The organism is Neobacillus ginsengisoli (assembly GCF_030813055.1).
Window position 1 is genome coordinate 1 of the sequence record NZ_JAUSTW010000001.1, and the last position, 25,032, is coordinate 25,032.

Here is a 25,032-nt window from a genome sequence, read left to right on the forward strand (position 1 = left end):
AGGTTGATAGGTCAGAGGTGGAAGCGCGGTGACGTGTGGAGCTGACTGATACTAATCGTTCGAGGACTTAACCAGTTTTAAAGCGAACTCGTTTTACAAAACTTCTTCTGAATTATCTAGTTTTGAGGGAATGAAAAAAAATTAAATTTCCTCTTGAAAAATATGAAAAAGACATTATAATTAAATAGTGTCTGATAAATAGTCTGGCAATAATGGCGAGAAGGTCACACCCGTTCCCATACCGAACACGGAAGTTAAGCTTCTCAGCGCCGATGGTAGTTGGGACGCGAGTCCCTGTGAGAGTAGGACGTTGCCAGGCTGTAAATATGGAGGATTAGCTCAGCTGGGAGAGCATCTGCCTTACAAGCAGAGGGTCGGCGGTTCGATCCCGTCATCCTCCACCATATTTAATGCCGGTGTAGCTCAATTGGTAGAGCAACTGACTTGTAATCAGTAGGTTGAGGGTTCAAGTCCTTTCGCCGGCACCATTTTTCGAGCCATTAGCTCAGTTGGTAGAGCATCTGACTTTTAATCAGAGGGTCGAAGGTTCGAGTCCTTCATGGCTCACCATTTCAATTTATATGCGGGTGTGGCGGAATTGGCAGACGCACCAGACTTAGGATCTGGCGCCGCAAGGCGTGGGGGTTCGACTCCCTTCACCCGCATCAAAGTTTTTTGCGATTGCAAAATAACTTATCATAACGCGGAAGTAGTTCAGTGGTAGAACACCACCTTGCCAAGGTGGGGGTCGCGGGTTCGAATCCCGTCTTCCGCTCCAGAAGTGCCGGGGTGGCGGAACTGGCAGACGCACAGGACTTAAAATCCTGCGGTAGGTGACTACCGTACCGGTTCGATTCCGGTCCTCGGCACCAAAGTTTTTTGCGAAAGCAAAATAACTTTCAAAATACGCGCCCGTAGCTCAATTGGATAGAGCGTCTGACTACGGATCAGAAGGTTATGGGTTCGACTCCTTTCGGGCGCGCCATTATCAATACGGGAAGTAGCTCAGCTTGGTAGAGCACTTGGTTTGGGACCAAGGGGTCGCAGGTTCGAATCCTGTCTTCCCGACCACTTTTAAAAAGATCTTCATGGGGCCTTAGCTCAGCTGGGAGAGCGCCTGCTTTGCACGCAGGAGGTCAGCGGTTCGATCCCGCTAGGCTCCACCATATTTTAATCTTATATTTGGCGGTGTAGCTCAGCTGGCTAGAGCGTACGGTTCATACCCGTAAGGTCGGGGGTTCGATCCCCTCCGCCGCTACCAATTTTTGAGGACCTTTAGCTCAGCTGGTTAGAGCAACGAGCAAGTCTTCCTTGAGTATGCTACGAGTTGTACCCATCGAGCTGCTTCTTGATTAGGCTTTCTGAGATGGGGACAGACAGATTTTAAACATAAGTAAAAGAACTCTTATTTGGACCTTTAGCTCAGCTGGTTAGAGCAGACGGCTCATAACCGTCCGGTCGTAGGTTCGAGTCCTACAAGGTCCACCAGTAATTTTTTATAATATGGAGGAATACCCAAGTCCGGCTGAAGGGATCGGTCTTGAAAACCGACAGGCGGGTTAAACCGCGCGGGGGTTCGAATCCCTCTTCCTCCGCCATATTATTTGTTTTTTATCTTATCGTCGCGGGGTGGAGCACGTTCGAATAAGCTTCTTCGAATATTATTCAGCGCACCGATTGAGCTGCTTCTTGAGTAAGCTTTCTGAAATCAGGGCGACAATTACTCCGATTAGTGTAATGCAACAAATTTATATTTTTTACCGTCGCGGGGTGGAGCAGTCCGGTAGCTCGTCGGGCTCATAACCCGAAGGTCGCAGGTTCAAATCCTGTCCCCGCAATCCGGTCTGGTAGTTCAGTTGGTTAGAATGCCTGCCTGTCACGCAGGAGGTCGCGGGTTCGAGTCCCGTCCAGACCGCCATTTGTTGGCTCAGTAGCTCAGTCGGTAGAGCAAAGGACTGAAAATCCTTGTGTCGGCGGTTCGATTCCGTCCTGAGCCACCATTTAATGAAAAATATTAATCTTATATCATGGCGATTGTGGCGAAGTGGTTAACGCATCGGATTGTGGTTCCGACATTCGTGGGTTCGATTCCCATCAGTCGCCCCATTTTTAATACTCGTATGCGGGTGTAGTTTACTGGTAAAACCTCAGCCTTCCAAGCTGATGTAGTGGGTTCGATTCCCATCACCCGCTCCAATTATGGGCCTATAGCTCAGCTGGTTAGAGCGCACGCCTGATAAGCGTGAGGTCGATGGTTCGAGTCCATTTAGGCCCACCATAATTTATTTAATTATTCCGCAGTAGCTCAGTGGTAGAGCTATCGGCTGTTAACCGATCGGTCGTAGGTTCGAGTCCTACCTGCGGAGCCATATAGAGAAGTACCCAAGTGGCTCAAGGGGCTCCCCTGCTAAGGGAGTAGATCGGGTAACCGGTGCGAGGGTTCGAATCCCTTCTTCTCTGCCATATTGGCCCCTTGGTCAAGCGGTTAAGACACCGCCCTTTCACGGCGGTAACACGGGTTCGAATCCCGTAGGGGTCATACAAAAAAACTGGTGACAGATTGTCATCAGTTTTTTTGTGCGTTTTTTTCAGTAAAGAATTAAAGATCTTTATTCCCCAAACAAAACGCGATTGTGTCGTTCCCTTAGAACATACCTCAGGACTTTGATTATCTCCCCATGATGTCTCAAGATTATTAACATTGCATTCTTATAGGAATAATGTAACCGCTTTATTTTTAAAAAAATTTCATTTCTTTTGTCGACATCTGAATTTTTTTTCATCAATTTTTGTCGAATACTGTTGAATTATAAATCATTATGATGATTAAAGAAGTTTATTGTCCGAAAAGATAAAAAACTTTTTGAGGAATATATTAAATTTCCAATTATAATTGAACGATGTAATACATATTTTCAAGAGGAATGAGGAGAGCCATGACAGTGAACACATTATTTCCTACTGATTACCAGCTGCATTTATTTCATGAGGGTAGTCTTTTCCAAAGTCATCAGCTTTTTGGCGCTCATATCTTAAAAGATGCCACCAGGGTATATACACGATTTTGCGTATGGGCCCCTAATGCTAAGCAGGTGAGGCTTGCAGGGGATTTCAATAGCTGGAATGGTGAAGGATATGAACTGCAAAAAGTAAATGATGAAGGGGTTTGGATTATTGTTATTAATCAAAACCTGGAAGGTAGTCTTTATAAGTATGAAATTTTATCACAAACCGGAGAAACCCTCCTAAAAGCAGATCCATTTGCATTTTATTCTGAACTTAGACCGAATACGGCATCAATTGTGTATTCTTTACAGGATTATGAGTGGCAGGATTACCAATGGATTCATCGCAGAGAAAAAACAAATTTTTTATCTGAGCCGGCAGTTATATACGAAGTTCATGTAGGGTCTTGGAGAAAAAAAGCTAATGGTGATTTCCTTACATATAAAGAATTGGCCTCAGAATTAATTCCATATGTAATTGAGCATGGTTTTACCCACATTGAGTTATTACCACTTGTTGAACATCCTCTTGATGCCTCCTGGGGATACCAAGGTACAGGTTATTATTCCGTCACTTCCAGATACGGAACACCAAATGATTTCAAGTATTTTGTGGACCAGTGTCACCAGAATGGATTAGGTGTAATTCTAGACTGGGTGCCGGGACATTTTTGTAAGGATGCCCATGGATTATACCAGTTTGACGGTACACACTTATATTCATATCGCACAGAAAATGATAGAGAAAATCATGTATGGGGAACAGCGAACTTTGATCTTGGAAAAGGAGAGGTACAAAGCTTCCTCATTTCGAATGCATTTTTTTGGATGGACTACTACCATATAGATGGATTTAGGATGGATGCAGTTGCTAATATCATTTATTGGCCCAATTCTTCCGAGAATGTAGAAAATCCATTTGGAATAGAATTTTTAAAGAAATTAAATAAAGAAGTACACGAGTATGCTCCTAATTTCCTAATGATTGGTGAGGACTCTACTGACTTCTCTAATGTGACTGCACCTGTTCATTATGGCGGATTAGGATTTGATTATAAATGGAATATGGGCTGGATGAATGACGTTCTGGAATATGCAGAAACCCCGCCGTTCAACCGCTCCAATGTACATTCAAAAATAACTTTTTCGTTTTTATATGCTTATTCAGAAAAATTTATGCTGCCATTTTCACATGATGAAGTAGTCCATGGAAAAAAGTCATTACTAGATAAAATGCCAGGTGATTACTGGGAAAAATTTGCTCAACTTCGGTTATTGCTGGGTTATATGTTTGCCCACCCAGGCAAAAAGTTATTATTCATGGGGTTTGAATTAGGTCAATTTGCAGAATGGAAAGATAAAGAACAACTCGATTGGAATTTAATGGAATATGACATGCACCGAAATTTAAACACATATGTTAAAGAATTATCAAAGATATATAAACGTTCAAAACCGCTATATGAATTAGACCATTTATGGGAAGGGTTTGAATGGATAGACGTAAATAACAGCAAGCAATCCATTTTTTCTTTTATCCGAAAAGGTAAGAATGAAGATGAATTCTTAGTAGTCATTAGCAATTTTACCGGCGTTAGTTACCAAGATTATAAAGTGGGTGTACCGAAACTTGGCGAGTATCGGGAAATTCTTAATAGTGACTATGTGGAGTACGGTGGTACAGGACATATTAACAAAAAAGTAATTGTTGCTGCTGATGAGCCATTTCATGGAAGGCCATATTCGGTAAATATAACAATTCCACCATTTGGTTTTTTAATTTTAAGACCGGTCAAAAAACGGAAGGAGCGAAAAGGAAATGGCAAAGAAAAAGTGCGTAGCAATGCTGTTGGCAGGAGGGAAAGGAAGCAGGCTTAATTCGCTTACGAAAGATTTAGCAAAGCCGGCTGTTCCCTTTGGCGGGAAATACCGCATCATTGATTTTCCATTAAGCAACTGCAGCAATTCAGGTATTGACACGGTAGGAGTGTTAACACAATATCAACCCTTGCTGCTAAATTCATACATTGGAATTGGAAGTGCCTGGGATCTTGACCGTAAAGATGGAGGAGTAACGGTTTTACCGCCTTATGCTGAATCGTCAGAGGTAAAGTGGTACACCGGGACAGCAAGTGCAATCTATCAAAATCTTAATTATCTAAAGCAATACCAGCCGGAATATGTGTTAATCCTATCCGGCGATCATATTTACAAAATGAACTATGAGAGCATGCTTGATTATCATATTGAAAAACGGGCAGATGTCACAATTTCTTTAATTGAAGTTCCATGGGCGGAGGCCAACCGTTTTGGAATTATGAATACAAACGAAGAAATGAGAATAACAGAATTTGAGGAAAAGCCAAGCAGCCCGAAAAATAACCTAGCTTCCATGGGCATATATATCTTTAACTGGAATATACTTAAAGAATATTTGGAAATGGATGACCGAAACCCTGATTCTAGTCATGACTTTGGTAAGGATGTTATTCCATTACTGTTGGAAGAGAAGAAGAAATTATTTGCTTACCCGTTTAAAGGATATTGGAAAGACGTTGGTACGGTTGAAAGCCTTTGGGAAGCAAATATGGATCTCTTAAATGAAGAGTGTGACTTGGACTTATTTGACCACGGTTGGAGAATTTATTCAGTCAATCCGAATCAACCTCCGCAATATATATCTCCGGACGCATTAGTTAAAGAGTCATTAATTAATGAGGGCTGTACAATTGAAGGGGAAATTGAAAAGTCTGTTCTCTTCCAAGGGGTAACAGTAGGAAAAGGCTCGATTATCAAAGAAGCAGTGATTATGCCTGATGCAGTAATTGGGAAAAATTGTTTAATTGAAAAAGCCATCGTTCCAAGCGACGTGACTGTTCCCGATGGAACCGTGATCCGTTCATTTGATGATGAGATTATTCTAGTAACAGAAGAAATGTTAAGTGGGTTATACCCTGCTTTTTAAGTGTCCAGCTTCAGCGCCTAGCCCCTCGAGGTCGCGTCACGCCTGCCAATGAAGTCAAAAACCGACTTCACCGTCAAGCCCGCAAGCAGCCGTCAGGGCAGACCAAGGCGCTTCAGCTTTTCTATAAATATTAGGAGGGAATCGGGTTGAAGAGAAAGTTATTAGGAGTAATTGACGCAACAACTTACCATGATGATTTAGAGGATCTTTTAACACACCGATCACTGGCAGCTCTGCCGTTTGCAGGACGTTACCGCCTGATTGATTTTGTTTTATCAAATATGGTGAATTCAGGAATTCGCAGTGTAGCCATATTTCCAAAAATGCAATATCGTTCATTAATGGACCATCTTGGTTCGGGTAAAAATTGGGACTTGAATCGCAAGCGCGATGGCCTATTCTTTTTCCCGTCTCCGATTGTTGATAACGATGATAATCGAATCGGATCCTTTGATCATTTTGCTGCTAATATCGATTTCTTCTACCGCAGCACACAAGAATATTCTATCATTGCTAATAGTTATACCGTTTTTAATACAAATTTTAGGTCGCTATTAGAGTGGCATATCCAATCAGGCTGTGATATCACGGAAATTCATCATAAAGACGGTCATTCGATGGAAATGTATTTAGTAAAAACCTCTTTATTAATTAAGCTGATTGAAACAAGAGATGTTACAGGCTATTCCTGTATGAAGGATGTCGTTAATGATCTTCATAGCCTTTATACCATTTGCCACTACGATTATTCCGGATACACTATGATGATAGATTCAATTCAAAACTATTTTTCTACTAGTATGAATTTATTGCAATCCAACGTATGGAAACAGCTATTTTTAAAGGAGCAACCGATTTATACAAAAGTGAAAGATGAACCTCCAACGAAGTATGTGAAAGGGTCGTCTGTTCAAAATGCAATGATTGCAAATGGCTGTATCATCAACGGTACAGTAGAAAATAGTATCGTTTCCCGCGGCGTAAAAATCGGTAAAGGAACGGTTATAAAGAACTGTATTATTATGCAGAAGTGTCAAATTGAAGATAATTGCTATCTGGATTCCGTTATATTAGATAAGGATGTAAAGGTGGAGGCCGGAACGCACCTAACCGGCTCGGCCCGTTCACCATTTGTGATTCGTAAAGGTACCAAGCAAGGAGCGTTGATGAATTCGTGAAAGTATTATTTGCAGTTTCTGAATGTGGTCCATTTGCAAAATCTGGGGGACTCGCTGATGTAGCAGGTTCCCTCCCAAAGGAACTAAAAAGTCTTGGAACAGATGTTAGAGTGATTCTTCCAAAATACGGTACGGTCTCTGAAGAATATAAAAAGGAAATGAAAAAGGTAAAAGAATTTTCAGTTTCTGTCGGATGGAGAAACCAGTATTGCGGTATAGAAGAACTGACATACCAGGGCGTCACTTTTTATTTTATTGATAATGAATACTATTTTAAACGGGATCGCCTTTATGGTTATTACGATGACGGCGAAAGATTTGCATATTTTAATAGGGCCGTATTGGAAGCAATCGAACACCTTAATTTCTATCCGGATGTCGTTCATTGCCATGATTGGCATACTGCAATGATTCCCTATCTTTTAAGAATGGAATATGTTAACCGAAAAGGCTATGGCACCATTCGTACAGTTTTTACCATCCACAATCTTCAATTTCAAGGGATTTTTCCAAAAGAGGTATTGGGAGATTTGTTGGGAATGGATTTTCAATATTTCCATCCTGAACATTTAGAGTTTTTTGGCGCTATTAATTTTATGAAAGGCGCACTTGTAGCGGCAGATGAAATTACGACCGTCAGCCCTACCTATAAAGAGGAAATTCAAACAGCCGCATTTGGAGAAAAACTGGAAGGTCTACTGAAGACAAGAGAAGAGGATTTAGTAGGGATTCTAAATGGGATTGATGAGGATTTCTATAATCCGGCTAATGATTCATTAATCTATCAGACCTATACACCGAATGAGTATAAGAAAAAGGCTATTAACAAAAGAGAGGTTCAAAAGCTTTTTGGATTGCCGCAAAAATCAAAAATACCGTTAATGGTGATGATTTCACGGCTTACAAAGCAAAAGGGTCTCGATCTTGTTAAATGTGTTCTTCATGAAATTTTACAGGAAGATATTCAAGTAATCATTCTTGGAACGGGTGATTATGAATATGAAGAATACTTGAAGTATGCTGCACATATGAATCCTGATAAATTAAAGGTTAATATTGGTTTCAATGAAAATCTAGCACATAAGCTATATGCTGCGGCTGACTTGTTTTTAATGCCATCACTTTTTGAACCATGCGGACTTGGACAGTTAATTGCCATGAAATATGGTGCAGTTCCGATTGTTCGGGAGACGGGTGGGTTAAATGATACAGTACAAGCTTGGAATGAAGTTACAGAAGACGGAAATGGTTTCTCATTCAGGAATTTTAATGCCCATGATATGCTCTACACCATAAGAAGAGCAATTAGTTTTTATCATGAGAGCGATGTCTGGGGCAAAATTGTCCAGCAAGCGATGCTGATGGACAATAGCTGGGCTCAGTCAGCATTTAGATATAATCAGCTCTATGCCGGACTCATCTCTAGGAGTGAAACCCATGTTTTCTAATAAAACAGAGTTCAAGGAGACCTTTTTAAAAAGGCTTGAGATGTTATATGGTAAGAGTTTTTCGGAGAGTTCTGAGCGGGACCATTATCAGACACTCGGTAACATGATACGTGAATATGTAAGTAATGATTGGATTAAAACAAACGAGAGTTACTTAGCTGGTAAAGAGAAACAAGTCTATTACTTATCCATTGAATATTTATTAGGGAAGCTCCTAAGGCAAAATTTAATCAATTTGGGGATTGAAGATACTGTACAGCAAGGTCTTCATGAACTGGGAATTGATTTAAGTGAGCTGGAGGAATTAGAAGCGGATGCAGGTCTGGGAAACGGCGGCTTAGGAAGATTGGCCGCCTGTTTTTTAGATTCCCTTGCTTCTTTAAATCTCCCCGGTCATGGTCATGGAATCCGTTATAAGCATGGCTTGTTTGAACAAAAAATCGTCGACGGCTATCAAGTAGAATTACCGGAACAATGGCTTAGGGGAGGTAATGTTTGGGAGGTTCGTAAAGCGGATTTGGCCGTTAAAATCCCATTTTGGGGTAAGGTGGAAGCAAGGACGGAAAATGGGCGACTTGTGTTTCATCATTTAAATGCTGAAACGGTTACGGCCGTTCCACATGACATGCCGGTCATTGGTTATGAGACAAAAACTGTCAATACCTTAAGGCTTTGGAATGCGGAGCCTTCCCAGTTCCCGTTTCATACCGATATTCTACAATACAAAAGAGAAACGGAAGCTATATCGGAATTTTTATATCCGGATGATACACACGATGAGGGGAAAATCCTGCGGTTAAAGCAACAATACTTATTAGTTTCGGCGAGCCTTCAATCAATCATCAAAACCTATCGGAAACAACATCCCAACATGAATCTTTTCCATCACCATGTCTGTATCCATATTAATGATACTCACCCGGTTTTGGCCATACCGGAATTGATGAGAATCTTAATTGATGAAGAAGGATTCGAGTGGGAGCGTGCCTGGCATATTACAACAAATACAATCTCCTATACCAATCATACAACCTTAACAGAAGCTTTGGAAAAATGGCCAATTCGAATTTTTCAACCGCTTCTCCCAAGGATCTATATGATCGTTGAGGAAATTAATGAGCGCTTTTGCCAACAGCTTTGGGAACAGTCTCCGGGAGCTTGGGAGAGAATAGGTCAGCTTGCAATTATCGCTGACGAATATGTAAAAATGGCTCACTTGGCAATCGTTGGCAGCTTTAGTGTAAATGGTGTGGCAAAGCTACATACAGAAATTCTTAAAACACGGGAAATGAATCAATTTTATCAACTGTTTCCAGAGAAATTTAATAATAAAACCAATGGTATCGCTCACCGTCGCTGGCTTTTAAAAGCCAATCCAAAACTATCAACGTTAATATCCGATGCAATTGGGACTAACTGGGCTACTTCACCAAATGATCTTACCCAATTATTGAAATACCAGGACGATCCATCATTTTTAGAACAATTGTTTAAGATTAAAAAGGAAAACAAACAAACACTTGCCGATATCATTTACAGTAAAACGGGAACAATTGTCAATACGGACGCGATTTTTGATGTACAGGTGAAACGGTTGCATGCCTATAAAAGGCAGCTGTTAAATGTTTTACATATAATGTACCTTTATAATCGTATTAAAGAGGATTCAAGCTTTACAGTAGTTCCAAGAGTGTTTATTTTCGGAGCAAAAGCATCACCAGGTTATTATTATGCAAAAAAAATTATCAAATTAATTAATACAGTAGCAGAAAAAGTAAACAATGACCCAATTATCGGAGATAAAATGAAAGTGATTTTCCTTGAAAATTATCGGGTTTCCCTTGCAGAAAAAGTATTCCCGGCATCTGATGTGAGTGAACAGATTTCCACAGCCAGTAAAGAAGCCTCAGGAACGGGAAATATGAAATTTATGATAAACGGGGCTCTTACGTTGGGAACTTTGGACGGTGCCAATATAGAGATTCAAGAATTGGTAGGGGCATCGAATATCTTTATTTATGGTCTTACAGCTGAAGAAGTTCTTCATTATTACCAACATGGAGGTTACCAATCCATAGAATACTACCATCATGATAGCCGTATCCGACAAGCGGTGGATCAGCTTGTAAATGAATTTTTCCCTGGGGTACACAATGAATTTGAGCCTATCTTTGATTCATTACTTGAGGAAAATGACCAATATTTTGTATTAAAGGATTTTGCCTCATATGCTGATACGCATAAAACAGTCGGAGAAACTTTTATGGATCAGCGAAAATGGCAAAAAATGAGCCTCATTAATATTGCCCATGCCGGATATTTTTCAAGTGATCGGACGATAAAAGAATATGCGGATAATATATGGGGGATTAAACCACGATAAAAAAAGCTTTTGCCAATTGGCAAAAGCTTTTTTTTTAAGAAAAATAGTGTCCAATGAAAATTCCAACGGCTAGTAAAAATCCAAAAATCGTATTCGTTTGCGCAGTAGCTTTCATCGCCGGTGCCATTTGAATCGGCAAGGTATTTTCAATAAATCCTTTTGTCGCTTTAATGGCTTTTGGTGCACTTAAAATTACGATCGCAATCCAGATAGGCGCAACTCCAGTTATAATGAGGGCTAAAACCCATAAATATGAAAATGTAAACATGCCGGCTAATAAATAAATGGCTCTTTTTTTGCCTAAAAGAATTGCAACAGTTTTGCGCCCATTTTCTTTATCGCCATCAAGGTCACGGATATTATTCGAAAGCATGATTTCACCAACAAGGACCATAATTGGAACTGAAACCAGAATACTCGTGCTATCGACCGTTCCCGTTTGAATAAAGAAGGAAATTAAAATGATTAGCATTCCCATAAAGAAGCCCGCAAAAACTTCTCCAAATGGAGTATAAGCAATCGGGAATGGTCCGCCAGTATAAAAATAACCGACTGCCATACAAAAAAGCCCAACTAATGCCAGCCACCAGCTGCTATTGGCACAAATATAAACGCCTATTAATAACGCAATTCCATAAAAGCCAAACGCAAGGTTGATGACTGTTTTCGGTTTGATGCCATCGCGGACAATGGTACCGCCAATTCCTACAGAATGCTCCGTATCGAGGCCCCGTTTAAAATCGAAATATTCATTAAACATATTGGTTGCTGCTTGTATTAATAAACTGGCGATTAACATTGCTACAAAGAGCCCTACATTAATTTTGCCATGCCTAAGGGCAAGTGCTGTCCCCAGCAATACAGGTACGAATGATGCTGTTAAGGTGTGGGGACGGGTCATTTGCCACCAAACCTGGAAACCACGGTTGGATTCAACAGCAGGTCGCTGTATATTTGGCTGCATATTTTTTCTCTCCCTTTTTAAAAATTTTATTTTCTATTTTCAAAGCGTTCTTTATAAGAAGGATAAGGTTTTCCAAACCTTAGTTTAGGGAATCGAGCTACTAGTGTCAATGACTTTTTCCTAGATTAACTAGAAGAAAATGCCTGTTGGATTATTATTATGGGATTAGAGGAAAACTGAAATAACTATATAAGCACGTTTACAACCTGATTTGTTTTTTTTGATATATAATAGGAATATAAATGGATAGGTAGTGACAAGAATTATTGACTTCTTTACAATTGGAGTAGTATCTTAAAATAAGCTTTAAAATGAATGGATAACAGTCATTTTGGCTGTTTTGGAGGGATTTTTTTGGTTACCATTCAAGAAACGGAATTAAAGGAAAGGGGTCTTTTGGCTGTTAGTCGTGCTAAAGAACTTGGCCGGCCCATTTTAATTAGTGAAGTTCATAAAATGGACACGATTAACCCTTTATCATTTTTTAATATTGGAAAAGAGCGCTTTCTGGGTGAACGTTTTTTCTGGAAAGACCCGACTGACGAGATTATGCTTATTGGACTTGGAATATCAAAACAAATTCAATCGGATCAGGTTACTGACCGCTTTTTTCATGTTGAAGAAGAATGGCAGAAATTTTTATTGGAAAGTCTTATCTTTAATCCATATCCGGAAAATGGTTTAGGTCCTGTTATGTTTGGAGGATTCTCATTTGACCCTAATAAAATGAAAACGGATTTATGGTCCAAGTACTCTGATTCTTTGTTCCATATTCCAAAATATTTGTTGAGTATCATTAAAGGTCAAACGTATCTAACCACGAATATCGTTTGTACTCCCCATGATAATCAAGATTTATTTATTAAAGTAACGGAAGAGAGAAAACGGTTATTTAATTCTCTTGATCAAAGTTATCAGTTAAGAACAGTTAATCTTCTTGAAACAAAAGAAGTTTCCCCTGAAAAATGGAAAAAGACTGTAGAGGATGTTGTACAGGATTTGAAGTCAGGACCATTAAAAAAAGTCGTCCTTGCACGAGAGCTCAGATTAGTTTTTGACGCTCCTTTTGAAGCTGAAACAGCACTTTTCAATTTGTTTAATCAGCAGCATGAAAGTTTTATTTTCGTTTTTGAATCGAATGGTGACGCCTTTTTAGGTGCATCCCCAGAAAGACTTGTAAAAAAACAGGGGAATGACGTTTTTTCCACTTGTCTTGCAGGTTCGATTCCAAGAGGCAATACCGAAGAGGAAGACAAAATTTTAGGCGAACAATTATTAAATGATCAAAAAAATCTAATTGAGCATGGATTTGTCGTGGAAATGATCAAGGAAGCATTAGAAGAAACCTGCGACCAGGTTATACTCCCGGACAAGCCGCAATTAATGAAAATTAGAGATATTCAGCATCTTTATACACCTGTTATTGGAAAATGTCAAAAGGATGCTTCCATTTTGTTATTAGTCGAAAGACTTCATCCAACACCTGCTCTTGGCGGACTTCCTAAAAAGGAAGCAGTTGAAAAGATTAGGGAACTAGAAGAATTGGACAGAGGTTTTTATGCCGCTCCATTAGGATGGGTTGATTATCGTGGAAACGGAGAATTTGCTGTTTCGATTCGCTCCGGTCTCATCCAAGGCAATGAAGCATCATTATTTGCCGGATGCGGTGTTGTAGCGGATTCTAATTCTGAAAGTGAATATTTGGAAACAGGCTTGAAGTTTAAACCAATGCAGAGAGCCTTAGGGGGAAAATAACATGGAGCATCAAGAATCACTAACAGCTTATATCGCTGCCTTTGTCAGCGAACTCGTTCAAACCGGGATAACGGATGTTGTTGTCAGTCCGGGATCCAGGTCAACACCAATGGCGATGGTAATGGCGGAGCACCCTGATCTCACGCTGCATATCCATGTTGATGAACGCTCTGCTGCATTCTTTGCCTTGGGGATTGCGAAGGCGTCCAAAAGACCTGTCGCTATTCTTTGTACTTCAGGTACGGCTGCCGCCAATTACTACCCGGCAATTGTAGAAGCGCATTATTCCCGGGTACCTTTACTGGTGTTAACAGCAGACCGGCCTCATGAACTTAGGGAAGTAGGAGCACCGCAGGCGATAGATCAAATTCATCTATATGGAAATCATGTAAAATGGTTTGCCGAAATGGCCTTACCGGAAAAAAATAACGATATTATCCGCTATGCCCGGACAGTGTGCGCACGTGCTGCAGCACTTGCTAGTCAATCTCCTTCAGGTCCGGTCCATTTGAATTTTCCATTTCGGGAACCGCTCATACCTATTATGGATGAAAATCTTTTTCAAACTGAGGAACGCCCGAATGGGTATGTAAAGGTACATAATGGAGATTTAACAATAAATAGTTATCAGTTTAGAGATATTGCTGCTAAGTTGAGTAGAAAAGAAAAAGGTATCATAATTTGTGGAAATTTAGAGACGGAAGGATTTGCTGATGCTGTAACCATTTTAGCTTCTGTTTTAAATTTTCCTATTATAGCTGATCCCTTATCACAGCTAAGAAGTGGTAAACACTCTAGCGAAAATATTATTGAAGCCTACGATACGTTTCTACGGAATGAAGATGCTAAATCATTTTTAAAACCTGATGTAGTTATCCGATTTGGAGCTATGCCGGTTTCAAAAGCGTTAACGATATTTTTAAAAGAAAATCACAGTGCTGAACAGTATGTAATTGATAGCGGCGGCGGCTGGCGAGATCCTGCCGCCTTATCTACTGATATGATTTTTTGCAATGAAACATTCTTTTGTAAATCTCTCATTTCGTATATCAAGCCTAAAGCTCCTACCGGTTCATTGGAGAAATGGAGAAACATTAATACGCTTACGAAAGAACACATGAAAATAATTAATGACTCTACAGAATTGAGTGAAAGCCGCCTGTTCTATCAATTGGCTGATATGCTGCCGGAAGGGGCTACCCTTTTTGTTGGAAATAGTATGCCAATTCGTGATTTAGATAGTTTTTTCCTCAATAATGAGAAGTCTATTAAAGTCATGGCTAATAGGGGAGCAAATGGAATTGATGGTACTGTTTCTACTGCCCTGGGCGCCGCCTTATACTCTAAACCATTATATTTAGTATTAGGTGATTTAACGTTTTTCCATGATTTAAATGGTCTTATAGCGGCAAAGCTATACAATATTGATATTCATATCATTGTTATTAACAATAATGGCGGCGGGATTTTTTCTTTCCTTCCACAGGCGGAACATGCAAAAAAATTCGAACTACTCTTTGGTACGCCTTTAAATATTGAATTTGAACATGCAGTAAGAATGTTCAATGGGAATTATATGAACATAAAGGATTGGGACCAATTTGGCTCGGTTATGAAAGTTTCTCTGGAAACTCCCGGTTTAAACGTTCGTGAAATTTCAACAAATAGGGATAGAAATACATTAGAACATCGCGAATTTTGGCGTTCTGTTTCCTGGGAAATATCAAATTTTGTAAAAGGTGAACGTAAATGAATGTTGTAATCGACGGGATTCGCTACCATGTCGAAAAAGAAGGTGAAGGGTTTCCACTTCTTCTTCTTCATGGCTTTACTGGAGATTCATCTACATGGACTTCCTTTTGCCCTACATGGGGAAAGCATTCAACACTCATTTTCCCTGACATAATTGGACACGGGAAAACGGATTCTCCCGATAAAGGCGATCGTTACCAAATTGAATCGGTTGCAAATGATCTTAAAATCATCCTTGATAAAATAGGTGTGAATCAAGTTGATATATTGGGATATTCAATGGGAGGAAGGCTTGCACTGACCTTTGCGATTCTTTTTCCTGATAGAATTCGGAAGCTAATATTAGCAAGTGCTTCTCCAGGTCTATTAACGGAGCAGGAAAGAGAATCAAGGCGGATGAAAGATAAAGAACTTGCAGAATTTATTCAGGAAGCCGGTATTAAGCCTTTCGTAGATTATTGGGAAGCAATCCCGCTCTTTTCTACTATGCATCGTCTCTCTCTGACCGTTAAGGAAACGATTCGAAATCAACGTTTGCGAAATTCTCCATCGGGCCTTGCAAATAGTCTTTTAGGAATGGGGACAGGCACGCAGCCTTCCTGGTGGGAAAATTTAAGCAAAATAACAAATGCGGTTCTGCTGGTAACCGGAGAAGAAGATGCGAAATTCTGCGATATAGCCCAAAAGATGCTTGAAAAATTACAAAATGGTACTTGGATAGCGCTTAATAACAGCGGGCATGCATTACATGTGGAAGAACCAGAAAAGTTTGGTACAATAGTAAGTGACTTTTTGTCAAATTGATAATACGAGGAGGATTCTTGTTTTGACAGTAGAATGGGTTGCAGCACGAAAATATGAAGAAATACTTTATGAAACCTATAACGGTATTGCTAAAATCACGATTAATCGCCCCCATGTACATAATGCATTTACACCAAAAACCGTTATGGAATTAATCGATGCAGTTGCTTATGCACGTGATGATTCTAGTATTGGCGTTATTGTGTTAACAGGGGCCGGAGATAAGGCATTTTGCTCCGGCGGAGACCAAAGTGTACGTGGACATGGCGGATATGTTGGTGAGGACCAAATTCCTCGTTTAAATGTTCTCGACCTCCAACGTTTAATTCGTGTGACTCCAAAACCGGTGGTTGCAATGGTTAAGGGATATGCGATTGGCGGCGGCCATGTACTCCATATTGTATGTGATTTAACAATAGCGGCAGATAACGCTGTTTTTGGACAAACAGGACCGAAAGTTGGTAGCTTTGATGCCGGTTATGGTTCCGGCTATCTTGCCAGAATCGTCGGGCATAAGAAGGCACGTGAAATCTGGTATTTATGCCGTCAATATAATGCTCAGGAAGCGCTTGACATGGGCTTGGTCAATACCGTTGTTCCTTTAGATCAAGTGGAAGAAGAAACAATTAAATGGTGTGAAGAAATGCTTGAGAAAAGCCCGACTGCTCTTCGTTTCTTGAAAGCTGCATTTAATGCTGATACAGACGGCTTGGCAGGTATTCAACAATTTGCCGGTGACGCGACACTACTTTACTATACAACAGATGAAGCGAAGGAAGGCCGCGATGCATTTAAAGAAAAGCGTAAGCCGGACTTCGGTCAATTTCCGCGTTTTCCTTGATAAGAGTTTTTTACAGCAGCTTGGTGGATTCCATCAAGCTGTTTTTAATAAGAAAAGCGCAAGCTCCCCGTTTAGCGGCGTATGGACTGGAGCGCTTCGACTGAGATAAAGGAAACACGGAGAGCGTTAGCGATCCGATGTTGACTTATCGTAGGGAGAAGAGCGAAGTACACTAGCCGCTGGGAGCTGAAGCTAGACATTATAAAGGGTAGTGACGAGTATGCAAAACAATAGCCTGCCTAATTTTTTGAAAAAAAGAGCGTTTCTGACACCTGATCGGACTGCGATTTATTTTCATGAAGAGGCTATAACCTTTAAAGAACTTTATCATCGTTCGTTCAAAGCTGCCGGCCAGCTTCAAGCATTAGGGATTAAAAAAGATGATTATGTTGGTGTATTACTAAAAAACCATCTTGATACAGTTATTATCTTATTTGCTCTACAATTATTAAGTGTAAGGGCAGTCATTCTGAATAACCGTTTAACATCAGGAGAATTGGTTTGGCAACTGAATGATTCAAAAGCAAAATTCGTAATTCTGGAACCGGCTTTTTCCGAAGTGGAAATGGCATTAAAAGCTGGTGTAGCTTCCTTAAGATGCATTTCCAAAGATCAAATGCTTTCATCCAAAGCAGAAGATCCAATCATTCAAGAGGAAGTGGATTTGTCTAACGTCTGTACTGTTATGTACACATCAGGGACAACCGGAAATCCAAAAGGGGTAATGCAAACCTATGGAAACCATTGGTGGAACTCTGTAGGGTCTGCATTAAATCTGGGATTTATTGAACGGGATTGCTGGCTATGTACCGTACCGATTTTCCATATTAGCGGATTTTCCATTTTAATGCGCGGTGTGATTTATGGCATGCCAATTGTACTTCATGAAAGCTTCGATGTAGAGAAAGTATTATTTGATATTAAAAATAAACAGGTCACGATTATGTCTGTGGTTGGAACGATGCTTTCCCGGATGATTGACACCATTAAAGATGCTCACCTTCCTGAACAGTTCCGGTGCATGCTGCTTGGGGGTGGACCTGCACCCTTGCCTTTATTACAATCTTGCGTTGAGAAAGAAATTCCCGTTTTTCAAACGTATGGTATGACAGAAACGGCCTCACAAATTGTAACCCTTTCCCCGGAATACAGCTTAACGAAACTTGGTTCTGCCGGGAAACCGTTGTTTCCTGCGCAAATTAAAATAGAACTTGAAGATGGGACAATTGCTTCATCAGGGAAGGCAGGAGAAATTATAGTAAAGGGACCTAACGTTACCCCCGGTTATTTAAATCGGCCCGAGGCAACAATGGAAAAACTAAGGGATGGATGGTTGCATACAGGTGATGTTGGATATTTGGATGAAGAAGGCTTTTTATACGTGCTTGATCGCCGGTCTGATTTGATCATTTCAGGGGGAGAAAACATTTATCCAGCTGAACTCGAAAGTGTTTTATCAGGACACCCTAATGTAGCAGATGTTGGGGTTACAGGATTAGAGGATGATAGATGGGGGCAGGTCCCGATTGCATTTGTTGTCAAAAAAGATGGGGCAGATGTCTCTGTCGAAGAGCTTGTTGATTACTGCATGAGCCGGATGGCTAAATATAAGATTCCGAAAGCAATATATTTTATCGACCACCTTCCGAGAAATGCAGCAAAAAAATTATTGCGAAGAAAGCTGAGGGAATGGCTGAGTGAGGGCAGATTTGAATGAGAAAACTATCATCTGTTAAACTCTATGTAATTAAGATGCCATTAAAATCGCCTTTCCTTACTCATTTAGGGGCTGTAAATGAGCGGGAGGGAATTATTGTTGAGGTAACAGATGCAGACGGAATTTCCGGGTTTGGAGAGGGTGTAGCATTTTCATCACCATGGTATACCGAAGAAACGGTTGAATCAAGTCTTCATATGTTAACTGATTTTTTAATTCCGCTTCTGCAAAAACAGCCGATTAAACATCCTGAGGATGCTTTGACCCTGTTTAAATCAATTAAAAGAAATAATATGGCTAAAGCAGCAATAGAAACAGCATTATGGGATTTGTACGCAAAGAAAATGTCTTTACCGCTTTCAAAAATCCTTGGAGGTACCCGTGAGAAGATTCCTTCAGGAGTTGTCGTAGCTACTGATTCCGTTGCAAATGCTTTGAAGCAAATAGAAGCATATCTTGATGAGGGGTATCAGCGGATGAAAATAAAAATTAATCCAAATCAGGATTATTTCTTTTTATCGGAGATTCGCCGCTACTACCCGGATCTGCCGATTATGGCTGACGCTAACTCTTCTTATAGTTTAAAGGACATGGACCGGTTAAAGGCACTTGATGATTTTCACTTACTTATGATTGAGCAGCCGCTCGCACATGACGATATTATTGACCACGCGCTCCTTCAGAAAGAAATTAATACACCGGTTTGTTTGGACGAAAGTATTGTTACCTTTGATGACGCTAGAAAGGCAATTGAATTAGGCAGCTGCAAGGTTATCAATATTAAGGTTGGGCGTGTTGGCGGACTTTACGAAGCTAAACGAATACATGATTTTTGTGTAGAAAAGGATATTCATGTTTGGTGCGGTGGAATGATTGAATTTGGAGTCTCACGTGCTCATAATATTGCTCTTGCTTCTTTGCCGGGGTTTTCAATTCCGGGAGACATATCCGCATCCGATCGTTTTTGGGAGCAAGATATCATTACCCCGGAGGTGACGGTTGAAAATGGATATGTAACTGTGCCGCAAAAACCCGGGATTGGATTTGAGATCAATCTAAAAAGGCTAAATGAGCTTTTACTGGATAAAAGAGTATTCACTTTTTAATAATAAGAACCAGGACATCATCCTGGTTCTTATTATTAAAGTTACGATGGTTCAAAGGTTTTACAGTCTGTTTCCGCTTGTGTATCAGCTGATTTCCCTGTATGGCTGACCACATAGATTTGTTCGGCACTGCATTTATTTCCTTTTGCCCAATAACTGCAATTATTTACTTCACATAATACATCTTGTGCCATTTGTATCACTCCTTTAGTTTTGTAATACAGGAATAGCATTTGATGATTTTAGTAAAACAATGCCTGCCAGTAATAGGGAACAAAATAGGAAAATAGGAGGAATTTAATGATTGTCATTTTGCTGCGAGTAAAAAAATTGGTTAACATGGCTAGATTTCTGTATCCTAAAATATGAGATTAAAAAAAAGGCGGGGGTAAAAATGAGCGCATCATTATTGAAAGATATCCTTGAATTCAATCAAAAATTCGTAGAAGATCGTGAATATGAAAAATATGAAACGACTAAATTCCCAAAAAAACGAATGGTCATTCTCACTTGTATGGATACAAGATTACTCGAATTATTACCGAAAGCTATGAACGTTAGTAATGGGGATGTAAAATTGGTGAAAAACGCCGGTGCACTTGTTTCCCATCCTTTTGGAAGTATCATGAGGAGTATTCTGATTGCTGTTTATGAATTGCAAGCGGAAGAAGTTATGGTAATCGCTCATTACGACTGTGGCATGAGTGGGTTAAAAGCCGAGCCTGTTATCGAAAGTATGAAAGAGCGAGGAATTACACAAGAAACCATTGATACACTTATCTATTCCGGCATAGACATTAAACAGTGGCTTCACGGATTTGATAATGTTTCAGAAAGTGTTGAGCACAGTGTCGGGATCATTAAAAATCATCCATTAATGCCAGAAGGAGTTCCTGTTCACGGTCTTGTCATTGATCCTAAAACCGGTAAGCTTGACCTTGTTGTTGATGGATCTTTGGCTTAATGATTTTTTTTCTCCGGAACGGGGTCAATCCCGCCAGGATGAAAAGGGTGGCATTTCAGGATCCGTTTGATTGTTAGCCATCCGCCTTTTATGGCGCCAAAGCGCTGCACAGCTTCCAACCCATAATGGGAGCATGTGGGATAAAATCGGCATGTTGGCGGTTTTAATGGTGATATCACTATTTGATAAAAACGAATAAGCGAAATGAATACTTTTTTCACCATGTGTCTCTCCTTTACTGCAATTAGTTTAAACATACCATAAAAAATTTTTTTAGTCTAAATTGTTAATTATATGTAAGTAGATGAAAAAACTCGGATTTTAATGTATGATATTTGTAAATAATAAAAGGAGTGATAACATGCCTTCAGTTGAAAGCTTTGATTTAGATCATAATGCTGTTAAAGCCCCTTATGTCAGACATTGCGGTGTCCATAAGGTAGGAAGTGACGGTGTTGTTAATAAATATGATATCCGTTTCTGCCAGCCTAATAAGCAGGCAATGAAACCTGATGCCATTCATACGCTTGAACACTTGCTCGCTTTTAATATTCGGAAGCATTCTGAAAAATATGACCACTTTGATATAATTGATATTTCTCCGATGGGCTGCCAAACAGGTTATTATCTTGTTGTCAGCGGTGAACCGACTGTTGAAGAAATCATTGATCTTTTAGAGGATACGATGAAAGATGCGGTTGAAATCATCGATATCCCTGCTGCAAATGAGAGACAGTGCGGGCAAGCGAAGCTCCACGATTTAGAAGGTGCAAAACGTTTAATGCGCTTCTGGCTTGAACAAAGTAAAGAAGATTTAAAGCAAGTATTTGCATAAAAATAGAGGATGACTCTTTGGGTCATCCTCATTTTTCTTCCTTCTTATCCATTTGATTTTCATTCATTTCATTATGAATATTCGGGTTATTCTCCAGTGGATCCACTGTATGCTTGTAGGTGTAGGCTTTTGAAGTGGTAATAACACTAAGTAAGAGAACAACAATGACAATAATTATACAGACTACAAAAATGGTATACAAATTTGTCCCTCCTCACTTCATATTGTAGCATGATTGCTTAAGGAAGAAGGGGATATTATTTCAAGAGGATTTTTAAATATGGAAGGAATAAAAAGGGAAGCTTACATTTTATGCTTCCCTTTCCTGTCGTATGTAATTTCAATGAATATTTCTTGGATAGTAAGTATGGGTTCGATGCTGTCCGTACTCTTCCTGTGCAAATTTCGCTTTTAAGCTTTCGATTAAATAAAGACCCATTAAATCGTAAAGTTCCTGTTTATCCATCTCCTGAATTAAACTTAGCAAATCTTCATGTGTCATTTCTTCTAAAAATGCAAAGGCGAGCATATCGATATCTTCTTCATCGCCTGTAAGCTTGTTTCGATACATTTCGTAAAGTTCATCTACTAATTTCATTTGGTTCACCTCCCGGAGATTGTTATTTCTTATCCATTATTAATCAATTCCCAAAAACTTGAAAAATATCCCTTGGCCAATTGTTAGAAAAATCTGTTTTTTTAATTTTATATCATTATATCGTATTCACCGTTAAAAAATGAACTAAATTTTGAAAAAGAATAAAATTTAGCCGTTTGTGGAAAACGATAAACATTGAGAAAAAGGGAGCTGAAAAAATGGATGAACAAAAGAAAACCTATTATATAGATGTTGGCACTGGGCATATAACACAAAATGCAACAAGTTCCACATGGAGCTATAAAATACAAGCCAATGATGAAGAGATTATACAGTTACGTGAGCTTTTTGATCAAAATTATTCGACTGAATGGCAAAACTTTTTTCGAGCCCATGTCCCATATGTTCAATATCATTATGACCGGGAAAATGATGCCTATGACAATATGATTCAGCAAGTATATAGCATGATTCACAAACTTGGTGACGAAGATGCAAAAAATCATATTGAAAGTATGAATATTTTACCTAATGGAGATTAATTAAACAAGACGGAGAATCCTTATCAAACAAAAGGTAAGGATTTTCCGTTTTTTTCGATTATAATAAGAGCAACATTGTAATGGGTGAGGCGGTATTTACATGAAAGAGTTTTTAGATTTATACGGGAATAAGGTCGAGCTTTCCTTCCTCCAATGTTCTTTTCAAGAGGAAGCCAAACATGTGTTGGTTATTTGCCAATATGGTGAAGCCTGGCTTTTAACAAATCATAAGGAACGGGGGCTTGAATTTCCCGGAGGAAAAATGGAGATCGGGGAAAGCCTTGACGAAGCTGCACAGCGTGAAGTTTATGAAGAAACGGGTGCCATTTTAGGAAAACTGCAACCTATTGGCTCCTACAGAGTTACAGATTGTAAAGGATCATTTGTCAAAGCGATATTTTGGGGAAAGGTAATTAAGCTGGTGGACACGAATACTTTTTACGAAACAAAAGGTCCAATTCTTATAAAGGGAGACATCTTACAATTACGCTTTGGGGCTGAATATAGCTTCATCATGAAAGACCCGGTAGTTGAGGAATGTATTAAATACATTCATGAGCTGCAAAGCAAAAAAGAATAGCAGATGCCTAAAACAGTCCACTACTCTTTAATAAGTTTTTTCTCCAAGAGGTCTACAAGCTGATACATAATCGTAGCGAAAACAGCGATCACCACGAGGGACAAGAAGACGAGGGTAAAATTAAAAACTTGAAAGCCGTAAAGTATCATATATCCGAGACCTTGTGAGGATACAAGGAATTCGCCGACGATTACTCCGACCCATGATAAGCCAACGTTCACCTTCAACGTTGAAATAATTGTAGGAAAACTTGCGGGCAGTATTGCTTCTTTAAAGCATTGAAAACGTGTGGCGCCAAATGTTTGGAGCACTTTTATATAGTTTGGATCTACTTCCTTAAACGATGTATAGACAACAATCGTTGTGATGATGACCGAGATGATCGCTCCCATTGCGATAATGGAAGGATAACCGGTACCGAGTGAGACGATTAGAATAGGACCTAAGGCTACTTTTGGCATGGCATTAAAAATAACAAGATAGGGGTCAAGAACTTTTGAAACCATGGGCGACCACCAAAGAATAGCGGCTAAAATTGTACCTAGTAAAGTAGCAAGGATAAACCCAAATATGGTTTCAGTTAAGGTAACCCCCAAATTTGTTAATAGGGAACCATCTTGAAGCTTTTCGAAAAATAATTTCCCAATTTTTGATGGTGAACTGAAAAGCAGCGGATCGATCCATCTTTTTTGGCTTGATAGTTCCCAGCCAAAGAAAAAAAGCAAAAATATGACTACTTGATAAATACGAACCCTTCTTTTTTCAATTTTTAATGATTGAATATACTTTTTATGGAGGAGTTTGACTTTATTGTTTTCGTGATTCAAGGGACTCCAGCTCCTTCCATATGGTTTGAAAGATACTTGAGAATGCCTCATGGTTTCTGGCCTCAAACGGGGACAATCTACGTAGCTCTTCCGGCATAACAAATGTTCGATGCAGCTTTCCGGGACTTGGGGAAAATAGAAAAACCCGATCACTCATAGCAATAGCTTCACTAATGTCATGGGTCACAAGAATAGCGGTTTTACCATAATTCTTTAGCGTTCCGGATACCAAATCCTCTAATTTTAGCTTTATTTGATAATCAAGTGCGGAGAACGGCTCATCTAACATCAGCAGTTTTGGTTCAGTTGTCAACGTTCTCACCAGAGCAACTCTTTGTCGCATACCACCTGATAATTGTTTGGGCAGCTGTTTTTCTACTCCGCTCAAACCAATTTGGTTTAATAGGTTTAACGCATTCGCTTTGGTCTTTGAATTTAGTTGTTTTGATAATTTCAGACCTAATAAGATATTTTCTTCAATCGTCTTCCAAGGAAACAAATAGTCCTGCTGAAGCATGTAGCCAATTTTATTTTTTGAAGTTGACACAGCCTCATTTTCTAAGATTACAGTACCTTGCGTTGGTTTAATCAAGTTAGCAATGATGGAGAGAAGAGTTGTTTTTCCACAGCCGCTTGGGCCAAGGAAGGAAACAAATTCTCCTTCCTCAACCTGCAGTGAAATATCGGAAAGAGCCGTGGTGGCCGAGGTTTTTGTAAAATAAGTGTGATGAATATCCTGAACCAATAAGAAACTCATAAGGACGGCCC

The 25,032-nt window shown here is 39.7% G+C and carries 22 protein-coding genes, 21 tRNA genes and 1 rRNA gene; 37 read left to right on the forward strand and 7 right to left on the reverse strand.

The annotated features are described in order from the left end of the window. Window positions 1–202: 202 nt before the first annotated feature. From rrf to J2S10_RS00135, 27 genes are all read left to right on the forward strand, one after another. Window positions 203–319: ribosomal RNA gene (rrf, locus tag J2S10_RS00005) — 5S ribosomal RNA — on the forward strand. Window positions 320–328: 9 nt separating this feature from the next. Beyond that, window positions 329–404, forward strand: a tRNA-Val gene (locus tag J2S10_RS00010). An 8-nt stretch (window positions 405–412) separates the two neighbouring features. Beyond that, window positions 413–488, forward strand: a tRNA-Thr gene (locus tag J2S10_RS00015). Between the two features lie 6 nt (window positions 489–494). After that, window positions 495–570 (forward strand) — tRNA-Lys (locus tag J2S10_RS00020). Between the two features lie 13 nt (window positions 571–583). Continuing rightward, a tRNA-Leu gene (locus J2S10_RS00025) sits at window positions 584–665 on the forward strand. Between the two features lie 38 nt (window positions 666–703). Further along, window positions 704–778: transfer RNA gene (locus J2S10_RS00030), tRNA-Gly, on the forward strand. A gap of 5 nt (window positions 779–783) precedes the next feature. Continuing rightward, window positions 784–872 (forward strand) — tRNA-Leu (locus tag J2S10_RS00035). Window positions 873–908: 36 nt separating this feature from the next. Further along, window positions 909–985 (forward strand) — tRNA-Arg (locus tag J2S10_RS00040). A 9-nt stretch (window positions 986–994) separates the two neighbouring features. Continuing rightward, window positions 995–1,071, forward strand: a tRNA-Pro gene (locus tag J2S10_RS00045). Window positions 1,072–1,090: 19 nt separating this feature from the next. Continuing rightward, a tRNA-Ala gene (locus J2S10_RS00050) sits at window positions 1,091–1,166 on the forward strand. Between the two features lie 18 nt (window positions 1,167–1,184). Beyond that, window positions 1,185–1,261 (forward strand) — tRNA-Met (locus tag J2S10_RS00055). A 150-nt stretch (window positions 1,262–1,411) separates the two neighbouring features. Further along, window positions 1,412–1,488 (forward strand) — tRNA-Ile (locus J2S10_RS00060). 17 nt (window positions 1,489–1,505) lie between these two features. Beyond that, a tRNA-Ser gene (locus tag J2S10_RS00065) sits at window positions 1,506–1,598 on the forward strand. A 166-nt stretch (window positions 1,599–1,764) separates the two neighbouring features. After that, a tRNA-Met gene (locus J2S10_RS00070) sits at window positions 1,765–1,838 on the forward strand. A 3-nt stretch (window positions 1,839–1,841) separates the two neighbouring features. After that, window positions 1,842–1,918 (forward strand) — tRNA-Asp (locus tag J2S10_RS00075). Between the two features lie 6 nt (window positions 1,919–1,924). Further along, a tRNA-Phe gene (locus J2S10_RS00080) sits at window positions 1,925–2,000 on the forward strand. 30 nt (window positions 2,001–2,030) lie between these two features. After that, window positions 2,031–2,106, forward strand: a tRNA-His gene (locus J2S10_RS00085). A 16-nt stretch (window positions 2,107–2,122) separates the two neighbouring features. Next, a tRNA-Gly gene (locus J2S10_RS00090) sits at window positions 2,123–2,196 on the forward strand. Window positions 2,197–2,201: 5 nt separating this feature from the next. Then, window positions 2,202–2,278, forward strand: a tRNA-Ile gene (locus tag J2S10_RS00095). Window positions 2,279–2,294: 16 nt separating this feature from the next. Further along, window positions 2,295–2,369: transfer RNA gene (locus J2S10_RS00100), tRNA-Asn, on the forward strand. A gap of 3 nt (window positions 2,370–2,372) precedes the next feature. After that, window positions 2,373–2,463 (forward strand) — tRNA-Ser (locus J2S10_RS00105). Window positions 2,464–2,467: 4 nt separating this feature from the next. After that, window positions 2,468–2,539, forward strand: a tRNA-Glu gene (locus J2S10_RS00110). Between the two features lie 397 nt (window positions 2,540–2,936). After that, window positions 2,937–4,883 (forward strand): 1,4-alpha-glucan branching protein GlgB, encoded by a 1,947-nt coding sequence (gene glgB / locus J2S10_RS00115; RefSeq protein WP_307403425.1) that lies wholly within the window; start codon window positions 2,937–2,939, stop codon window positions 4,881–4,883. After that, window positions 4,825–5,970, forward strand: a complete 1,146-nt coding sequence (locus J2S10_RS00120; protein ID WP_307403427.1) for a glucose-1-phosphate adenylyltransferase — start codon at window positions 4,825–4,827, stop codon at window positions 5,968–5,970. Before glgB ends, J2S10_RS00120 begins: the two co-directional genes overlap by 59 nt. A 146-nt stretch (window positions 5,971–6,116) precedes the next feature. Continuing rightward, window positions 6,117–7,148 carry a GlgC family sugar phosphate nucleotidyltransferase gene (locus J2S10_RS00125; RefSeq protein ID WP_307403429.1) on the forward strand — a complete coding sequence of 344 codons (1,032 nt, stop codon included), beginning with the start codon at window positions 6,117–6,119 and terminating at the stop codon, window positions 7,146–7,148. After that, window positions 7,145–8,596, forward strand: a complete 1,452-nt coding sequence (gene glgA, locus J2S10_RS00130; RefSeq protein ID WP_307403431.1) for a glycogen synthase GlgA — start codon at window positions 7,145–7,147, stop codon at window positions 8,594–8,596. The genes J2S10_RS00125 and glgA overlap by 4 nt, the downstream gene beginning before the upstream one ends. After that, window positions 8,586–10,979, forward strand: a complete 2,394-nt coding sequence (locus J2S10_RS00135) for a glycogen/starch/alpha-glucan phosphorylase (protein WP_307403434.1) — start codon at window positions 8,586–8,588, stop codon at window positions 10,977–10,979. Before glgA ends, J2S10_RS00135 begins: the two co-directional genes overlap by 11 nt. Window positions 10,980–11,013: 34 nt before the next feature. Here J2S10_RS00135 and J2S10_RS00140 read toward each other — a convergent pair whose 3' ends face one another. After that, a complete protein-coding gene (locus J2S10_RS00140) occupies window positions 11,014–11,943 on the reverse strand; it encodes a 1,4-dihydroxy-2-naphthoate polyprenyltransferase (RefSeq protein WP_307403436.1) in 930 nt (309 codons plus the stop codon). Between the two features lie 354 nt (window positions 11,944–12,297). On the opposite strand from J2S10_RS00140, the gene J2S10_RS00145 reads away from it, so the two are divergent. The 6 genes from J2S10_RS00145 (at window position 12,298) to menC (ending at window position 19,918) form a co-directional block, all read left to right on the forward strand. Then, entirely contained in the window at window positions 12,298–13,698 is a 1,401-nt protein-coding gene (locus tag J2S10_RS00145; RefSeq protein WP_307403438.1) for an isochorismate synthase, read from the forward strand. A gap of 1 nt (window position 13,699) precedes the next feature. After that, entirely contained in the window at window positions 13,700–15,451 is a 1,752-nt protein-coding gene (gene menD, locus J2S10_RS00150; protein WP_307403440.1) for a 2-succinyl-5-enolpyruvyl-6-hydroxy-3-cyclohexene-1-carboxylic-acid synthase, read from the forward strand. After that, window positions 15,448–16,254 carry a 2-succinyl-6-hydroxy-2,4-cyclohexadiene-1-carboxylate synthase gene (menH, locus tag J2S10_RS00155; RefSeq protein WP_307403442.1) on the forward strand — a complete coding sequence of 269 codons (807 nt, stop codon included), beginning with the start codon at window positions 15,448–15,450 and terminating at the stop codon, window positions 16,252–16,254. The genes menD and menH overlap by 4 nt, the downstream gene beginning before the upstream one ends. Window positions 16,255–16,276: 22 nt before the next feature. Beyond that, window positions 16,277–17,095 (forward strand): 1,4-dihydroxy-2-naphthoyl-CoA synthase, encoded by an 819-nt coding sequence (gene menB, locus J2S10_RS00160; RefSeq protein WP_307403444.1) that lies wholly within the window; start codon window positions 16,277–16,279, stop codon window positions 17,093–17,095. Between the two features lie 220 nt (window positions 17,096–17,315). Continuing rightward, a complete protein-coding gene (locus tag J2S10_RS00165; RefSeq protein WP_307403446.1) occupies window positions 17,316–18,812 on the forward strand; it encodes an o-succinylbenzoate--CoA ligase in 1,497 nt (498 codons plus the stop codon). After that, entirely contained in the window at window positions 18,809–19,918 is a 1,110-nt protein-coding gene (menC, locus tag J2S10_RS00170; RefSeq protein WP_307403448.1) for an o-succinylbenzoate synthase, read from the forward strand. The genes J2S10_RS00165 and menC overlap by 4 nt, the downstream gene beginning before the upstream one ends. Before the next feature lie 41 nt (window positions 19,919–19,959). Here the strand turns inward: menC and J2S10_RS00175 are convergent, their stop codons facing one another. Next, window positions 19,960–20,112 (reverse strand): DUF1540 domain-containing protein, encoded by a 153-nt coding sequence (locus J2S10_RS00175; RefSeq protein WP_307403450.1) that lies wholly within the window; start codon window positions 20,110–20,112, stop codon window positions 19,960–19,962. A 200-nt stretch (window positions 20,113–20,312) separates the two neighbouring features. Here J2S10_RS00175 and J2S10_RS00180 point away from each other — a divergent pair, with 200 nt between their 5' ends. Then, window positions 20,313–20,882, forward strand: coding sequence for a beta-class carbonic anhydrase (locus J2S10_RS00180; protein WP_307403452.1), 570 nt, complete (start codon window positions 20,313–20,315; stop codon window positions 20,880–20,882). On the opposite strand, the gene yidD is transcribed toward J2S10_RS00180, so the two are convergent. After that, a complete protein-coding gene (yidD, locus tag J2S10_RS00185; RefSeq protein WP_307403454.1) occupies window positions 20,879–21,106 on the reverse strand; it encodes a membrane protein insertion efficiency factor YidD in 228 nt (75 codons plus the stop codon). The genes J2S10_RS00180 and yidD overlap by 4 nt on opposite strands. Before the next feature lie 137 nt (window positions 21,107–21,243). Here yidD and J2S10_RS00190 point away from each other — a divergent pair, with 137 nt between their 5' ends. Then, window positions 21,244–21,717 (forward strand): S-ribosylhomocysteine lyase, encoded by a 474-nt coding sequence (locus tag J2S10_RS00190; protein WP_307403456.1) that lies wholly within the window; start codon window positions 21,244–21,246, stop codon window positions 21,715–21,717. Between the two features lie 28 nt (window positions 21,718–21,745). Here the strand turns inward: J2S10_RS00190 and ytzI are convergent, their stop codons facing one another. Together ytzI and J2S10_RS00200 are read right to left on the reverse strand one after the other, a co-directional pair. Next, window positions 21,746–21,919: a YtzI protein gene (ytzI, locus tag J2S10_RS00195; RefSeq protein WP_307403457.1), complete on the reverse strand. Its 174-nt coding sequence runs from the start codon at window positions 21,917–21,919 to the stop codon at window positions 21,746–21,748. A gap of 138 nt (window positions 21,920–22,057) precedes the next feature. Next, window positions 22,058–22,315: a DUF6154 family protein gene (locus J2S10_RS00200; protein WP_307403459.1), complete on the reverse strand. Its 258-nt coding sequence runs from the start codon at window positions 22,313–22,315 to the stop codon at window positions 22,058–22,060. Window positions 22,316–22,533: 218 nt separating this feature from the next. Here J2S10_RS00200 and J2S10_RS00205 point away from each other — a divergent pair, with 218 nt between their 5' ends. Then, the gene (locus tag J2S10_RS00205; RefSeq protein ID WP_307403460.1) at window positions 22,534–22,857 is read left to right on the forward strand and encodes a hydrolase; all 324 of its coding nucleotides are present in this window, start codon (window positions 22,534–22,536) and stop codon (window positions 22,855–22,857) included. Between the two features lie 100 nt (window positions 22,858–22,957). Beyond that, on the forward strand, window positions 22,958–23,437 hold the full coding sequence (gene ytkD, locus J2S10_RS00210) for an RNA deprotection pyrophosphohydrolase (RefSeq protein ID WP_307403463.1): 480 nt from the start codon (window positions 22,958–22,960) through the stop codon (window positions 23,435–23,437). A gap of 20 nt (window positions 23,438–23,457) precedes the next feature. On the opposite strand, the gene J2S10_RS00215 is transcribed toward ytkD, so the two are convergent. Next, the gene (locus J2S10_RS00215) at window positions 23,458–24,264 is read right to left on the reverse strand and encodes an ABC transporter permease (RefSeq protein WP_307403465.1); all 807 of its coding nucleotides are present in this window, start codon (window positions 24,262–24,264) and stop codon (window positions 23,458–23,460) included. Beyond that, window positions 24,245–25,021 carry an ABC transporter ATP-binding protein gene (locus tag J2S10_RS00220; RefSeq protein ID WP_307403467.1) on the reverse strand — a complete coding sequence of 259 codons (777 nt, stop codon included), beginning with the start codon at window positions 25,019–25,021 and terminating at the stop codon, window positions 24,245–24,247. The genes J2S10_RS00215 and J2S10_RS00220 overlap by 20 nt, the downstream gene beginning before the upstream one ends. Window positions 25,022–25,032: the final 11 nt, after the last annotated feature.